The 17,038-nt window shown below is 44.5% G+C and carries 13 protein-coding genes; all 13 read right to left on the minus strand.

Annotated features, from left to right (window positions below):
- Window positions 1–15 precede the first annotated feature (15 nt).
- The 13 genes from E0485_RS25665 to E0485_RS01975 all read right to left on the minus strand — a co-directional run bounded on the left by E0485_RS25665 (window position 16) and on the right by E0485_RS01975 (window position 16,960).
- Window positions 16–2,550 carry a transglycosylase domain-containing protein gene (locus E0485_RS25665; protein ID WP_132415980.1) on the minus strand — a complete coding sequence of 845 codons (2,535 nt, stop codon included), beginning with the start codon at window positions 2,548–2,550 and terminating at the stop codon, window positions 16–18.
- A gap of 137 nt (window positions 2,551–2,687) precedes the next feature.
- A complete protein-coding gene (gene hfq, locus E0485_RS01920; protein ID WP_132415982.1) occupies window positions 2,688–2,927 on the minus strand; it encodes an RNA chaperone Hfq in 240 nt (79 codons plus the stop codon).
- Between the two features lie 59 nt (window positions 2,928–2,986).
- Window positions 2,987–3,967, minus strand: a complete 981-nt coding sequence (gene miaA / locus E0485_RS01925; RefSeq protein ID WP_132415984.1) for a tRNA (adenosine(37)-N6)-dimethylallyltransferase MiaA — start codon at window positions 3,965–3,967, stop codon at window positions 2,987–2,989.
- Entirely contained in the window at window positions 3,961–4,734 is a 774-nt protein-coding gene (locus E0485_RS01930) for a class I SAM-dependent methyltransferase (protein ID WP_132415986.1), read from the minus strand. The genes miaA and E0485_RS01930 overlap by 7 nt, the downstream gene beginning before the upstream one ends.
- Window positions 4,735–4,739: 5 nt before the next feature.
- Window positions 4,740–6,620, minus strand: coding sequence for a DNA mismatch repair endonuclease MutL (mutL, locus tag E0485_RS01935; RefSeq protein ID WP_132415988.1), 1,881 nt, complete (start codon window positions 6,618–6,620; stop codon window positions 4,740–4,742).
- 14 nt (window positions 6,621–6,634) lie between these two features.
- A complete protein-coding gene (locus tag E0485_RS01940) occupies window positions 6,635–8,059 on the minus strand; it encodes a S41 family peptidase (RefSeq protein WP_132415990.1) in 1,425 nt (474 codons plus the stop codon).
- Window positions 8,060–8,088: 29 nt separating this feature from the next.
- Window positions 8,089–10,812, minus strand: a complete 2,724-nt coding sequence (mutS, locus tag E0485_RS01945) for a DNA mismatch repair protein MutS (protein WP_132415992.1) — start codon at window positions 10,810–10,812, stop codon at window positions 8,089–8,091.
- A 211-nt stretch (window positions 10,813–11,023) separates the two neighbouring features.
- Window positions 11,024–12,457 carry a putative amidoligase domain-containing protein gene (locus E0485_RS01950; protein ID WP_165921047.1) on the minus strand — a complete coding sequence of 478 codons (1,434 nt, stop codon included), beginning with the start codon at window positions 12,455–12,457 and terminating at the stop codon, window positions 11,024–11,026.
- A 116-nt stretch (window positions 12,458–12,573) separates the two neighbouring features.
- A complete protein-coding gene (locus tag E0485_RS01955; RefSeq protein WP_132415996.1) occupies window positions 12,574–13,143 on the minus strand; it encodes an outer spore coat protein CotE in 570 nt (189 codons plus the stop codon).
- A 111-nt stretch (window positions 13,144–13,254) separates the two neighbouring features.
- Window positions 13,255–14,238: an aromatic acid exporter family protein gene (locus tag E0485_RS01960; RefSeq protein ID WP_165921048.1), complete on the minus strand. Its 984-nt coding sequence runs from the start codon at window positions 14,236–14,238 to the stop codon at window positions 13,255–13,257.
- A gap of 87 nt (window positions 14,239–14,325) precedes the next feature.
- On the minus strand, window positions 14,326–15,138 hold the full coding sequence (locus E0485_RS01965) for an ABC transporter permease (RefSeq protein WP_132416000.1): 813 nt from the start codon (window positions 15,136–15,138) through the stop codon (window positions 14,326–14,328).
- Entirely contained in the window at window positions 15,125–15,937 is an 813-nt protein-coding gene (locus E0485_RS01970; protein ID WP_132416002.1) for an ABC transporter ATP-binding protein, read from the minus strand. Before E0485_RS01970 ends, E0485_RS01965 begins: the two co-directional genes overlap by 14 nt.
- Before the next feature lie 21 nt (window positions 15,938–15,958).
- Window positions 15,959–16,960: an ABC transporter substrate-binding protein gene (locus tag E0485_RS01975; RefSeq protein ID WP_132416004.1), complete on the minus strand. Its 1,002-nt coding sequence runs from the start codon at window positions 16,958–16,960 to the stop codon at window positions 15,959–15,961.
- Window positions 16,961–17,038 lie beyond the last annotated feature (78 nt).

Consider the following 17,038-nt stretch of genomic DNA (forward strand, 5'->3'; position numbering starts at 1 on the left):
TAGCTCCTTTAATTATTAACCTACGCCGTCTGTACCGGCATGATCTTCTTCACCTTTGACTCCTGGCGGAGCGGTTGGATTCTTCCCGTTACCTCCGCCATGTCCGCTATTAGAATTCGGCCCGTTACCCCCGCCATTTCCGCTATTAGAATTCGGCCCGTTACCTCCGCCTTGTCCGCCATCATGATCACCACCGCCAGGATTTGGCGATTGTTCTGGCGATTCGCCATTTTCATCTGGTGGTGCTGTCGGATCCGTTGGCCCAACATCTGGTGGCGGCGTTCCTTCCTGTCCATCAACTGGAATTTTTATTTCGGCGACGTTCGACTTCTCGCCTTGGGCATCGCCTTGTACAGGGATTACATAATACAAGTACGTATCACCAGGTGTAATCGCAATATCGTTAAATGCTGGCGAATCAACTGTACCTATCAGCGCAAAATCATCTTCACTATATGATTTGCGATAAACCATATAGGCTGTGCTTTGCGGTACAGCACTCCAAGTTAGATCGACAGATCTTGTTTCAAGTGTATAGTTCACTGCCAAATCTGTAATTCCTTTTGGCGGTTCTTTTAAATCTTCCACACCTTTCGGACGCTCAAAATCAAGCTTCTTCATGTTTGCCATTGCTTTGGTCATAACTTCTTTAAAGATTGCAGCGGTATTCCCACTTCCGACCGTTACATAATGGCCATTCTTAAGGTCGATCTTATCGAAGCCTTCCCATACAGCTGCTGTCCATTGTGGTGTATACCCGACAAACCACACGTTACTATCAAACTTCGTGTAACCTTGTTGTGTAAGACCGGTTGATCCAGTTTTACCTGCGACAGGTCGATCCATCTTAGCGCGTGTACCTGTTCCACCTGGCTCTACAACGGATTGCAGCATTTTGGTCAAATAATAGGCTGTGCTTTGTTTGAGCACTTGCTTCGGTTTAGTTTTAAATTCTTTAACGGTTTCCCCTTTGGAATCCACAATTTTAATAATCGCATGTGTCGTATGCTGCATACCGCCGCTAGCAAATACCGAGTAAGCACTTGCCATCTGAACCGGTGTAGCACCGTTTGTTAGACCACCAAGCGCAATTGATAAGTTGCGGTCATTCGTAGGATCTAGCGGAATCCCAAGTTTCTCGGACATTTTCATGCCATTTGTGATACCAATATCATTCAACACAGAAACCGCTGCAATATTCTTCGATTTCTTAATGGCATCAAGCATTGAGACTTGGCCTTCGTATTGATTGTTATAGTTGTTTGGACAATACTTGCCAAAGCACTGCTTCTCATCCGATAACATGGAATAAGGATTATAGCCTTTATTTTCTAATGCTTCCGCATAAACTGCGATCGGCTTGAACGCTGAACCTGGCTGAAGTGGACTTGTCGCACGGTTATAATCCTTCGTCTTGTAATCACGCCCACCGATAATCGCGACCACGCCGCCATCTTCATTATCCAAAATGACCATAGAACTTTGAATTTTCGTTCCATCCTTGGCATCTTTTTGGAACAGCTTATCGTTCGCATAGGCTTGTTCCATAACGGTTTGGGCATTCTTATTCATCGTTGTATAAACCGAGAAGCCGCCACTAATTAATTCTTCTTCCTTAATGCCATAGACAGTTTCCGCTTCATTCACAACATAGTCAATGTAAGTCATGAATTCACGCTTAGATTTATCTTGTGAAAGCACAAGCTCTGCATCTGTTGCTGCCTTCTGCTGCTCAGGGGTAATATACCCTTCTTCCTTCATCAGCTGAAGCACCACCGCTCGGCGCTGCTTAGACTTCTCGGGATTCTTGATCGGCGAGTAAGTGTTAGGCGCTTTTGCAAGAGCTGCCAACGTCGCAATTTCTTCCAGATTCAAATCATTCAAATCAGACTTGCCAAAATACAGCTTCGATGCTGCTTTAACCCCGTAAGCACCATGTGCAAAATAAATTCGATTCAAATAATTGGTAATAATTTGGTCCTTGGTATTTTCCTTCTCAAGCGCCATTGCCATGGATGCTTCTGTCGCTTTACGGAATATCGTTTTGTCCGGGTTCTGGTACAAAATATTTTTGGCTAGCTGCTGTGTGATTGTTGATCCACCTTCCACTGCACTTCGAGCCACAACGTCCTTAACCAGCGCACGTCCGATTGACCAGAGGTCAACGCCTTGATGCGTGTAGAACCTGCGATCCTCTGTCGCAACAAACGCCTTTTTGAGCAAATCCGGAATTTCCGATTCAGCTACTACTTCCCTATTCTGATCATAGAGCATCGTTACTTCTTGCTCGTCGCGATCATAGATCTTAGTCGCTTGGGCCATATCAAATTTGTCGCTATTGGCCTCTAACAGTCTGGCACCATTAAGCATAATTGCGATATATAGACCAACTGCACATATCACACCAAGAAGACCAGCGATTACGATACCAAAAATCATTTTTTTGGCGTTAAATTTTTTCTTCTTTTTATTTTTCGGTTTCGAATGGTTAGGACCTTGATCCCGATTCTGAGTTTGATATGGTCTAGGTCTCTGACTCTTCTTATCCATCTCTCCGACTCCCTTTCTCTCTGTGTCAAACTTATAATATCTGATCTTCCAATAAAAGAACAACCTTATCCTTAAGGTTGCTCCATTTTCAATCCTTATACTTTTATACGTGAAAAATAAAGCAAAAGTTGCAAAGCTTAGTCGTTAGACTGATTATCCGGCATTAAAGAAACGGGTCTTTGAGGGGTGAATGTTGAGATTGCATGCTTGTATACCATTTGCTGACGACCCTCAGAGTCAATAATAATTGTGAAATTATCGAACGCGCGAATGATTCCTCTAATTTGGAATCCATTGGTTAAATATACAGTTAAAGGTATACTTTCTTTTCTTAATTGGTTCAGATAATTGTCTTGAATATTAATGATTTTGTTCATGAATGGTCCCCCTTATAATAGTAAACTCATTTTTGTTAAAACACCCGCTTGGTGTCGATTCACTGACTAGAATTATATTCGCAGTTTTGTACAATCTTTCCTGTTATTATAGCACTAATCTCAGCATAATGGGCAGAAAAATTTGCACCGTCTGTCACATCTATCCACTGGATATCTTTCATATGACGGAACCAGGACAATTGTCTTTTGGCGAATCTTCTCGTGTTTCTTTTGAGCAGTTCCACAGCTCTAGGCAGTGAATACTCACCATTCAGATAAGATACCATCTCTTTATAGCCAAGGCCTTTCATCGAGACCAAATTTGGATTATAGCCATGTGCTAACAGCTTCTGAACTTCCTCAAGTAAGCCTTCCTCCATCATCTGATCCACTCTTGCTTCGATACGTTCATACAATAATGCCCGATCCATGGTCAAGCCGATCATACATAGATCATAAGCCGGCGCTTTCGTTTGACCTGCCAGATATTCAGATAAGGGTTTACCCGTTAGCTGATAGATCTCAATAGCGCGGATGATTCTTCTGCGATCATTCGGATGCAGTCGTTCAGCTGACTCAGCATCTATCACTACAAGCTTTGCATGCAGAGCATCATCACCATTCGTTTCGGCATATTGATCTAGCTCCTGACGTAGCTGCTCGTCCATTTGTACATCAGTGAATTGGTAATCATAGCAGACAGACTCCACATAAAGACCAGTCCCGCCTACGAGAAACGGCAGCTTGCCACGTTCATGAATATCAGTTGTCAGTGCACGAACGCGATCCTGAAATTCTGCCACCGAGAACGGATCATCTGGATTATGCGTATCGATCATATGGTGTGGAATCCGCTTTCGCTCCTCTGGTGTCGCTTTGGCAGTTCCGATATCCATACCACGGTATACCTGCATGGAGTCACCTGATATAATTTCACATCCGAATTGCTCTGCAAGCTGCAAGCTTAGCTTGGTTTTGCCAACTGCGGTTGGTCCTACGAGTACGAGTAGACTCGGCTTATCCTTCTTGCTTGCTAACATTGTATCACTCCATAAGCTAATTTCGTCCCCGAAGGTACAACCATCTGGAATCCAAGCCGCTCAAACTCTTCGCTGAATCTTGCCTCTTTCAACACCACACGTTTGCGAGCAACTCGTCTTGCTTCGGCAATCGTTTCCAACGTCAGCGCATTAGGATTAGCTATCCCGCGCAATGGAGAAATCGAATTCGAAGCTGTAAGCGGTGTTCGAAACATAGGGTCAAAATAAACAACATCAACACTCTTGTCTTGCGCCTGTTGTAAATAAGTATAATGATCAGCACATGTGACTTCAATTCGTCTCATGGCCTCATTTAAAATTGCGACGTCAGAACTATACATGTCTAAGCCTACTCTTAATAACAAGCACAGTTCAGGCTCACTGTCGAGTGCGATTACGCGCCCTGCCTCACCTACAGCATAGGAGAAGACAATTGAATCGGATGCCAATCCAGCAGTGCAGTCCAGCACGATGTCGTCTTTTGTCACATTTGCTGCTTGAAGCATCACATCTCCCTCGCCCCGAATAAGCCGCTGCACACGTACATGCGCCATACTTGGATGAAAGAAGATCGGTGGTTCTTCACCAACGAAGCATCTTAACTCATCTCTTGTTACAAGTAAAATACGATCGACGTTATATTGCTTACGTAAGGCATTCATGGAAGCATGATTTCTTGGAACAAGCTTCCAGTTGAGTTCATTCGCATATTCTTTTGCTTGAGCGAGTATTTCTTCTGTTGGTTTATACGATGTCGTTACAATCACGCTGCTCACATCACCCGTTTAAACATTTTTTCTAATTCATAAGTTGAAAACGATACTACAATGGGTCTGCCATGCGGGCAGGTATACGGATTCTTGCATTTGCTTAATCGATCAAGCAGTACTTCCATCTCTAACACGCTTAACGCCTGATTCGCTTTAATGGATGCTTTGCATGAACACATAATAGATGATTTTTCACGCAGTTTGGCAAGCTCTACACCCTTCTTCTCCGATAGCAACCATTCACACATCTCTTCAATAATAGCTTTCTCTTCGCCAGCAGGGAACCAGTGTGGATAAGCTCTTACGATGAATGAATTACCGCCGAAGCTTTCTAAAAATACACCAACATTCTCTAGAAGAGGCAGCTTGGAAGCAATATGCCCCGCTTCTGATGGAGTAAACTCAAGCGTCAAGGGTACAAGCAATTCTTGACTTGCCTCAGTAGGCGTCCCAAACTTGTCATAATAATACTCATAGTTGATCCGTTCATGTGCCGCATGTTGATCGATCATATAAAACCCTGTTTCATTCTGCGCAAGTAAATAAGTACCATGCAATTGCCCGATAGGTGCCAAGCTAGGGAACTGCGGTACAGTTGCGTCAGGTGCTGCAAGAAACTGCCTCGATTCCTCTGCAACACCTCTTATTGTAACCGCTGGCGGAACGTAGGGCAAATCTGACCTAGCCCTCCCCGTTCCTGACACTGTGGAATTAGAAACAGGTGTATTCGACTGATAGTTATACGAATAAGACTCCTTGTTTGGCCGTTGTACACTTTCATTTCGCTTCGTCTCTTCGTATACAGGCAAAGGCTCAGCAGGACGAGATAATACAAGCTGCTCTTGTACATAAGTCGGCTTGCTAAGAGCTGGTGCAGCAGCCTGCGGGATTAATACTTGATTACCTAAGGCAGATTTAATCAGCGTTTCCACGAATTGCATCAATTCATTCTCTTTGCTGAATCTTACCTCAAGCTTCGACGGATGGACGTTAACATCGACTAGCGTAGGGTCCATCGTGATTTGCAATACAACAATCGGATAACGATTAATAGGCAGTAAAGTATGATAGCCTCGCAAAATAGCTGCATTCAAGGCAAGATTGCGAACATATCTACCATTAATAATCAACGAGATTCCACTGCGATTCGACCTAGTCAACTCCGTACGGGAAATATAGCCATGAATGCTATAATCAAGATCATTAGCTTCTACAGGTATCATCTGCTTCCCAATCGCTGTGCCATAGATCGCAGCAATTGCTTGCAGCATATCGCTGCCTGCCAAGGTTTGAAGCAGAACATTCCCGTTATGTGAAAGGGTAAACGAGATTTCCGGATGGGCAAGTGCCAGTCGATACATATAATCAGATACATGTCCAAGCTCGGTTTGAACCGTCTTCATGTATTTTAATCTGGCTGGCGTGTTATAGAAGAGCTCACTTACTGTAATTTCTGTTCCTCGTGCAGCATTCACTTCACCAGCCTCCAGAACCTTGCCTCCGTGTATCACGATTTTACGACCTAGTCCTGAATCCACTGATGATGTAATACATTCCAACTTGGATACTGCAGCAATACTCGGAAGCGCCTCACCACGAAAGCCTAAAGTGCGAATAGCGAACAAGTCCTTGCTGCTCGAAATCTTACTTGTTGCATGACGGCTAAATGCCAGCTCGCAGTCATCCGATTCCATCCCTGAGCCATTGTCTGTTATCCGAATCAGACCCAGACCACCTTCTTCAATCGCAACATCAATACGGGTTGCCCCTGCATCAATGGAGTTCTCCACAAGCTCCTTAACGACAGACGATGGGCGTTCAACAACTTCACCTGCAGCGATCTGGTTCGCAATTTGCTCATCTAACAGTCTAATGTTACCCAACGTTCACATCCCCTTTACTTCGTCGAAACTTTAAGAATCCAGCTGTCCCCTGTTTGAGACCATTTTGTATCAAAAGTTTTCGCAAACTCAGCAACGTTCAAATACGTGATAGAATCTGCTTGAATCACAACCTTCTTTGTTAACTCATAAGACTGTTTCTTCGTTCCTTTAATAATGTCTACTGTATTATCTTTACTGTTCCATACAACATCAGCACCTATCATTGCGGCAAGCGTACGTGACGGTACATATAATTGTCCATCTTCAACCTTATATGGCATAGGATCGCTTACATCAATATCATTAATAGCTGCATGATGTTTATTGAACTTAATTGTGATATCTGATAATCCAGCAGCTTGCAGCGCAGCAAGCATTTGCGGCATACTCCCATAGACCTCGACATCAGGCTTCAAACCGACATGATTCACTTTATTATTCTTAGGGGTCAAATACTCAACCGTCGTAACTTTGAGCATGCCGCCATCCGTTAAATTCATCATATACTGCATACTGCCCTTGCCAAAGCTATTCATTCCGATAATCGTAGCGTTAGCTGAATCCCTCAGTGCACCAGCAAGTGCTTCAGAAGCGCTAGCGCTATTGCCGTTCAATAACAGGAAGATCGGCTTGTCGAATGTTTGTCCGTTCTCAATGATGCTTGGAATATCCTTCTGATTACGATCATTCGTATGCACAAATACCCCTTGCTTAATAAAATTCGCTCCAATGTTCTTTGCTGTATCAATATATCCCCCGCCATTATCACGCAGATCGATGATAAGCGCCCCAATATCATCTGCTTTCATTTGCTCAAGTGCCTTCGTAAATTCCTTATCCCCATTGGAAGAGAAGCTAGAAAGCTCAATATAACCGATTTGACCAAATCGCTTCGAGACAACGATTGGAACCTGCACTTGACCTCGTTGGATCGATATATTTAGCAAGTCCCCGCCTCTTTTAACCGTCAGCCTGACACTCGTATTCTCTTCACCCAGAATGGAATTCACCGCATCTGTCGCCGACTTCCCTTGTACTGAGCTGCCATTAATTGCGGTTATATAATCGTCGCGCTGCAAGCCCGCCAGATCGGCAGGCATATTCGGGAATACTTCCGAAATATAAAGGCCGTCTTCGTCTTCCCCTAAACGCACACCAATTCCAACAAAGCTATTCTCAATCGCATTCAAGAATTGATCTCGCTGCTCTGAAGTAAAGTAAGTCGTAAACGGATCATCTAACAACGCGAGCATTTCCTCGACAGTTTTACCCTCTAACTTATCTTCCGTAATACCACTAACATGATAATTCCCTAATAAATATCTAATTTCATTCGTTTCGTTCTCAGTAGCAGCTTGAACCGTCGCAGGGAATACAATTGCTGCCGCAAACATAAGCACTAAGAATAATTTCATTAAACGTGCTGCTTTATTCAACATGTTAACCGACCACCTTCTCCTGATTAAATTTATAGCTTCTGCTTCAAATCGTAAATCAAGTTAAGCGCTTGGAGTGGGGTCATGTTGATGAGATCTGCAGCTTTTAACTGTTCGAGCACTTTATGCTGTTTACTATTTATGATTTCATTTGCACCACTTTGCTGCTTCGCCTTCTGCTCCTCACCCGTATCGAACAAGCTGAGTTGAACGATTGGAGGGGACATAGCCTCTTCTAATTTAGATCCATTTTCTATTGGCTTCGCTGCTGAAGTTTCTGCTACTACAGGTTCTATAGCATCCTTAACTGGCGCGACTTCAGCCCCTTCAGCAACAGCTGCCGCCTCAAGCAGTCCAGCACGCGTCTCAAATGCATGCAGCAGATCATAAGATCTGCCAATAATCGACTGCGGCAGCCCGGCAAGCTCCGCACAATAAATACCATAGCTTGTACTAGCCGCTCCACGAATCAATTTGCGCAGGAACGTAACACCTGCATCACTTTCCTTAACAGCCATGCAATAATTGTTTAAGTATGCTAGAGATTGCTCCAAATGTGCTAGTTCATGAAAATGTGTCGATACGAGCGTCTTACACCCTACATGATTATGCAGATGCTCGATGACAGCTTGAGCGATTGCCATTCCTTCGCCAGTTGATGTTCCGCGTCCCAGCTCATCAATGATGACGAGTGAACGTGAGGTAGCTTTGGCAGTCATCGTCTGAATATCCATCATTTCAACCATGAATGTGCTCTGTCCGCCGATCAGATCATCCGCAGCGCCAATTCGAGTGAAAATCCGATCGACAAGCGGAATCACCGCTTTATTCGCTGGCACGAAGCAGCCAATTTGTCCCATAATCGTCAGAATCGCCACTTGACGCATATAGGTACTTTTACCTGCCATATTCGGACCCGTAATAAGCAGCATACGTCCGACATCCCGGGTCATTTCCGTATCGTTCGCGATGAAAGCTTTGCGTTCGATCACCGCTTCAACAACCGGATGTCTGCCATGCTCAATCTTCATATCGTACTGATCGGTAATATCAGGACGAACATAATGATTAGCCGCACTGGTGTGCGCGAAGCCTTGCAGAATATCGACTGCTGCAATTCGCTCTGCCAGACCTTGCAGTCTGGACACATGCTCGCAAATTTGATTGCGCAGCTTGCTGAACAACTCGAATTCGAGGTCGAACATTTTATCTTCTGCCTCAAGAATGAGCGTTTCCTGTTCTTTAAGCTCAGGTGTTATGAAACGTTCAGCATTCGCCAATGTTTGTTTGCGTTCATAACGTCCTTCAGGCAGAGATCCTATATTGGACTTGGTAACCTCGAGGTAATAGCCAAATACTTTATTAAAGCCAACCTTCAATGACTTAATGCCCGTGACTTCGCGTTCCTTGCGTTCGAGTTCGGCAATCCATTTTTTTCCATTCATACTTGCTTCCTTCAGCTTGTCCAGGTAATCGTCAAGCCCAACCCGAATCATCCCCCCATCTCGTACAGACACAGGCGGTTCATCGACAATTGCTTGTTCAATCCAATTCTTAATATCTTGGCAATCATCCATTTGAGATGCTAACTTCTGCAGCGTTGCAGATCCCGAATTCATACATGCTTCTTTAAGCAGTGGCACTTGGGATAAAGATAGCTTGAGCGCGACCATATCGCGTGCATTCGCATTCCCATACGATAAGCGAGCTACCAGACGTTCCAAATCATAGACTTCTTTAAGCGCTATCCGCACTTCATCTCTGGCAATGAGATTGCCATACAGCCGTTCAACAGCTTCCAGTCGCTCATCAATTCGCTCCTTGCTAAGAAGCGGTTTATCAATCCAACGACGAAGCAGCCGAGCTCCCATCGCTGTAACCGTACCATCGATTAACCACAGCAAAGAGCCTTTCTTGGAGCGCTCACGAACCGTCTCAGTCAATTCAAGATTCCTTCTTGTAAAAGGATCCATCGTCATGTACTGTGCTTGCTCATAGAGATGAATATGCTTAAAGTGAGACAGTGACCGCTTCTGTGTCTCTTGCAAATACATAAGCAAGGTCATAACGCTTTCTTTGGTTGCTCCTCTTAAAGAAGAAACCTGTTCTAGAGGAAAATTATCCAAAAGCTGTGCCTGCTCGTCCACATTCTTGTGTTCTCTTGTTGTATAGACGATCGGTTTGCCCACAATTGGCAATCGTTCTTTAATTATTGCTAACAATTCACTTGATCCGATGATTTCAGAAGGCGCATATACATTAATCTCATCAAGCATCGGTTCAATACCTGCTACAATGAGCGTCACATGCAGCTCGCCTGTTGAAATATCACATGCGGTCAGACCATATCCATCGACCGATTGTGTAATCGAGAGCATATAGTTATTCGTTGCTTCACCTAAAGCCTTGCTTTCCATCACGGTACCAGGGGTAACGATGCGAATGATCTCACGACGCACGATTCCCTTGGCAGCGGCTGGATCCTCCACCTGCTCGCAGATCGCCACTTTATAACCTTTTTCCACTAGTCTCGTCAAAAAGCCCTCGGCTGCATGATACGGGACTCCGCACATCGGAATCCGTTCCTCTGTTCCACCCTCACGACCGGTTAAAGTGATCTCAAGCTCACGAGATGCTTCTAAGGCATCGTCAAAAAACATTTCATAAAAATCGCCTAATCTAAAAAATAAAAGCGCATCAGGCACTTGTGCTTTGATGGCGAGATATTGCTGTATCATCGGCGTATATTGTGCCATAACTTCCTCCTAAAAGTTTTGGTTTCACGATAGCTGTAGTTCAAAGTGCAAAACTACATCGGAAGCATAAGCTTAAAAGTTTTGGTTTCACGATAGACGTAGTTCTAAGTGCAAAACTACATCGGAAGCATAATCTTATGTACTTCGTGATCATCTTGTATAATTATCACGTCCATCACGAAGCAATCTTCTTCGCTCATTATAGCATGATTTAGGAGTGCTGTGGGACGGCAGGTGGCATTGAAATTTGCCATAAGTGACGAAAATCTTCCTTTTCATCCCATGTTCGCATTTGGAAAACAAGATTTTTTAGCCGTCCCAATTCCGCTGCATACAGCCCATATGTAGGCAACCTCTCAAGGTCTTGCCAGAGTACGCTTACGATTGGCAGCAGCTGCTGCTTCTGTCCGCGATAATACATCGCGGTGACCTCTGGATCGCTGAGCGGTCTGCGCGTCAATTGCGCGTAATTCTCAGCGATCAGCTTGGCGAGCGCAAATGTGCCCTGCGCAATTGCGGGTGCCGCGAGCCAAGAAGGCAGCGTGCGATATTCGAAGCCGCCGTGAGGCTGGCGGCGATAATCGCCAAGCGTGCCATAGCGCGGTCTGCGACGAAGCGACTCCTCGCTCTCGACAAGGAGGAGCGGCAGCGCCAGGTAGTTATCGAGCGCGCGCAGCAGCGGCGTATGCAGCAGCGTACGCGAGATGTGGATGTGCCCGCCTAAGGCGAAGCCTGGTACGGGCATGCCTCCTGCGACCCAATGAAGATCCGGAGAGCTGAACCTCTGTGCAGCTGTTTGTAATGCCTGCTGCACATGATCCGCTAACTCAGCTGGTGACTCACTTGGCTGTGGCCTGAGCTCGGCAAGCGGATGCAGCGTCTCATCGCCCCTATTGACTGTTCCATCGCAGCCAACCTCACCTTGCCGCTCCACATAACGTGAAGCGGCGACAACCTTGCCTTGCTTGCTCAAGAGCAGAAACTCAGGATCAGCACCAAGCATAATAGGCTGAGGATTGCGAGTTTGTTCATACAAAGCTTGGTCATATTTCATAATCGCATCGGCAAACAATTCAGCCAGCTTATCGTCCAACATTGGCTCAGGGTCAACATCTAAGATTAAGGTATGACCGCTTGAGGGCACACCTACGGTCACAACTCCATAATCAAGTCCTAGCGCATATACCGCTTTGACAGCTTCTCGAACCGCGCGCTTCACACGAAAAGCCTGATGATTCAGTCCGATATCCTCATAAGATGCAGGCCCTTTTATTCTTCCGCGAAGCATCAGTAACCCTGATTCCTTCTTGCGAAACACCGTTAAGGCATCAAGCTGAAACACAGGAATGATATAAGAGTACGGATATAGCTCCTTATGATATTTCGTCAAATTGCCATGAGAAGACAAGGTTTTGATTCCATAGGTATGCAGAAGCGCATTGCGTCTATCTATGTTTGCGCATCTTAGAACCGCTTGAACGGGCTGCAGCATTTGTGTCCTTTGCTCGTCATTTCGAAACCTGCCCCAGCCGATAATCGTATGTCCTCTAAAGTGGGATGGTACTCTCTCACCTTGAGGAATTGTCAATACTTCCAACAGCTTCTGCACTTCTTGCTCGCCAGAATGCAATAAGAACGTGTCCATTATGAACTCTCCTCGGGTACGCATAAGAGCCGCCCATGCCCAATATTATATTTCAACAAAAAAGAGGGCAAACGCCCTCTTCAAAATCTCAATCTGTGGCATATGCTGAAATATACCTAATTAAATTCATCCTCGATTAAATCAGGATCGAGATCTTCGTAGTCTCCCATAGCCGTATGATCGTCAAAATCGATTGTCTTATCCTCGAGATCATCGTAGTAGTTAGCCTTAACAACGACGCACACTTTCGTTTCCGCGATCATTTCCACTTGGAATTCCCGTTCCACGCGGATTACGACTCTGCCGCCAGAAGAGACGTTCGCCTCTACGCAATTTGGTTCTTGAGTGGCCAGCGAAGACACCTCTGCCGTCGAAGCTCTGTGCCTTCGATCCAAATAAGAAAGTGGGACTACGTCTACATATGAAATTGTTTCTTTAGCTACATCTGTCTTGGTATTCCGATCGTAGGAATACCAAATATTGATGTCGTAAGTACCAACTACTTCTACGCTGTCGCCGCCAGACTTGACTGCTTCATATTGATTATTAATGATCCAAGCACCCAAGATGCTGGTCGGAGCGTGAGTAGGTGTCACGGTATGGCTGACATGAGAGAATTTACGGCCTTTTCCACATATAGCCTTCGTAATAATCTCTCTGTACTGCAAATCTTTATCTAATGACATCCTTTTAACCTCCTCCATACAATCATTCATTAAAAGTGTATGCAGGACATTCGTCTAGGGTGACAAAAACTTTTGATTTAATTAAAAGATTTAAGAGATATTCCTAATTTCCTAGAAGGAACGGCTGCTCTTATGATGCTCTTGTTCTTTCTTGGCAATATTCAAATACGCTTTAAGCTCACGAATCAACTGGAACAGCGATGATCTCACTTCAAATTCATTACGCGACTCCGGCATTGGCAAACTTCTAAAATGATTCTCCAATAATGTCAAATCATTCTCAGCTCTGCCCACGTAGTAGTCATGCTTCACATCATCCGCAACTTCCTCAAAAATAGTGGCAAGAGAATGCCCCTGCGGCATGGATTGATAGACTGTCGCTAGCAAGCTTGACATTCGCTCAACCATTGCGAGCTGCTCCGACCGCATAAAGAAATAAATATGCCAATCGGATATTGGATCTGAGAATAAGACGTTATCCTGCCTTTTCTTCGCAAGGGCAATGCCCTTGTCAATCTCCGCTTCTGCATCTAGAATCTCGGCCCCATTCCATACCGTATTCGTATCTCGTAAATGCAAGGCAAATTTGGAAAAGATGATCGAGAACAGCCGGTCGATTTGCTCCTTCTGTTTCTTCAATTGTGAGTCCATCTGCGGCATATACACAATATTGATGAGCGTCGAAATCCCTAGGCCGATCAAGAGCAGCAGCAGCTCATTTACAAGAACACCGACCGAGATCTCCTTGGCAAAATAAAGATGATAAAACACAACCGATCCTGTAATGATGCCGTCTCCAAACTTGAGTCGATGAATAACAGGGAAAGCAACTAGTACATACAGTGCTAGAACATAGTAATGAAATCCTAAAGTCATATATAAGATGACACCGAACACTAAGCTTACTAATGAAGCGCATATCCGTGCCATAACATTACGGATCCCTTGCTTTTTCGTTACCTGTATGCCTAGAATGGCTAGCAGACCTGCACTTTCAGGAGAATGAAGACCACATAACTTAGCGATAGAAATCGATATAAAGACTGCAATTGCTGTTTTCAAAACTCGAATTCCGATTATTCCAACAAACTTCACAACTATCACCATTCTTATCAATTCTTTGGTAGATAGCATACAGAAATTTGTCGAAATAAGCAAAGAAGTTTTTCACTTTTCATTCTTTTATCTTGTTTTGATCACTTTTTGCTCAATATAAGCAACAATCTGATACATGATCGTTGCTACAAGAGCAATGATGATTAATGCCCCCAATACAAGTGTAAAATTAAATACCTGGAACCCGTAGATGATCAAATATCCGAGTCCCATTTTGGATACAAGAAATTCTCCAACAATGACCCCAACCCAAGCCAGACCAACATTTACTTTAAGCGATGATACGATGGCAGGTATTGATGCAGGAAAAATAACCTTACGAAAAATTTGCTGTTTATTTCCCCCGAATACACGGATCACTTTGATCAAATTTGCATCTACTTCTTTGAACGCACCGTAGACCACTAATGTTGTGATAATCACTGTAATCGACAAGGTCGTCGCAACGATTGCCATAATCCCAGCCCCAAGTCCGACGATGAAGAGTGGACCAAGCGCAACCTTCGGCAGTGCATTAAGCACGACGATGTAAGGATCTACTACCTTGGATAAGAATGGTGACCACCAGATGAGCATCGCGAACACTGTACCGATTACGGTTCCAAGTACGAATCCAATAATCGTCTCATACACAGTCATTCCAATATGTGGGAAAATCGAACCATCCATTATTTTGCTCCACAGGAGAACAGCGATTTTGCTTGGATACGAGAAGAGCAGGACATCAATCCACTTCAAACGACCCGCTGCTTCCCAAAGGCCAATCATCAACAATAGGATAAGGAACCGAACGAAAATGACTTTCCTGCGTTCTGCTCTTAGTCCTGCCATGAACACTTGATGCAAATGCTTCGATTGATCTAGGTTAGACTCCTCCATGTCCTGATGCCACTCCTTTCTGCTTCTCCATCGCTTCAAACTGTTCCCATACGCTCTTGAAGAGCGGGGTAAAAGCAGGATGTTCCCTAGCCTCAAGTGGCAGCAAATTACGAAGCTCTTCCGGCGTTTCTACTTCACAGCGTACAGTTCCTGGATTCGGTTCGAGTATTACGATCCGATCACTCATTGCGATAGCTTCTGCAATATCATGTGTAACTAATAGAGCCGTTTTGTGATGGGTGAGGAGCGTCTCGACCATCAGGTCTTCAAGTTGGAGCTTCGTCTGATAATCAAGTGCAGAGAATGGTTCATCGAGCAGCAGCAAATCTGGCTCAGTAGCCATTGTACGAACTAGCGCTACCCGTTGTCTCATTCCACCTGATAATTGACTCGGCATAAAATCTTTAAATTTCAGCAGACCCATTTCATTCAATAAATGTTCGACATAATTTTTGCTTGCCTGATTCAATTGTCCCGAAATTTCCAGCCCTACTAGCGCATTCTCCCAAATCGTTCGCCACGGAAACAAATAATCTTGCTGCAGCATGTAGCCAACCTTTACTGATGGACCTGTTACCAAGCTCCCATTCACTTTGACCTTGCCAACGGTTGGATGAATGAGTCCTGCAATGAGAGACAGTAAAGTCGTTTTACCGCAACCGCTAGGACCGATCAGAGAGACGAATTCACCTGAACGCACCGTGAGATTAATCTCTTTAACAGCTAACGAAGCTCTTTGCTCTGTAACATAAATATGTGTTAAATCACAAATCTCTACAACCACATCCAGTGTGATCATCTCCCTTTCTTTTAATCTTTGTTATTTGCCACTCTTAGCTTTCTCTGCGTAGCTATTATTCACAATCTTGCCCCACTCCACTTTGCTCTTCAGCTCACCCGCCGAATCCATAACACTTAGCAGATTGTTCCATTCCGCTTCATCTATAATTCCGTCCATAGCATAGGTGCCTTGTTCTTTATAGCGCTTAACAACAGATTCTATAATGGCTTGATCTGTATTGGGGAAGAAGCTTGCAATGCTCTTCGCAATATCTTGCACGCTGTTCGTATCCACCCAATTCTGTGCGCGTTGAATCGCGTTAGAGAACTTTTGAACGATGCTATTATTTTTGTTCATAAAGCTTTGCTTGGTCATGAATACGGTATATGGCAATAAACCACTTTCCTTACCGAACGAGGCGATAACATGGCCTTTGCCCTCTTTTTCCATAATCGATGCTTGAGGCTCGAACAACTGCACATAATCACCCGTACCTGACGAGAAGGCTGAAGCAATGTTCGCAAAATCAATATTCTGGATCATCGTTAAATCTTTCTGTGGATCTATTCCGTTCTTCTTAAGCGCGAACTCTCCTGCCATCTGAGGCATACCGCCTTTACGTTGACCAAGGAAATTCGAGCCTTTCAGCATTTTCCAATCAAAAGAATCCACAGGCTTGCGGGATACAAGAAAAGTGCCATCTGTCTGTGTTAGCTGATGAAAGTTAATAACAGGATCATCCGAGCCTTGCTGCGAGACATATATAGAAGTTTCAGCTCCTACAAGCGCAACATCGATGGAATTAGATAGAAGTGCTGTCATCGTCTTATCGCCACCAGGAATCGTCTGGAGCTCGACTTCCAGCCCCTCATCCTTAAAGAACCCTTGATTCAAGGCTACGTATTCTGGAGCATAGAAAATAGATCTTGTCACCTCACCCAATCGAATCTTACTTAATTCCTTGCTTGAGCTGCATGCTGATAGCACAATGGATGTGAATAAAACTAACGAGCTCAGCAACGCGATACCTTTACGCCTCACACTTGTAAACCCCCTTCATAATAGGAACGATACTGTATCCTATGCAGATGCCTAGATGTGGGTTAATAAGAAGACGTT

Origin of the sequence: Paenibacillus albiflavus (assembly GCF_004344915.1) — a bacterium.
GTDB lineage: Bacteria > Bacillota > Bacilli > Paenibacillales > NBRC-103111 > Paenibacillus_AM > Paenibacillus_AM albiflavus.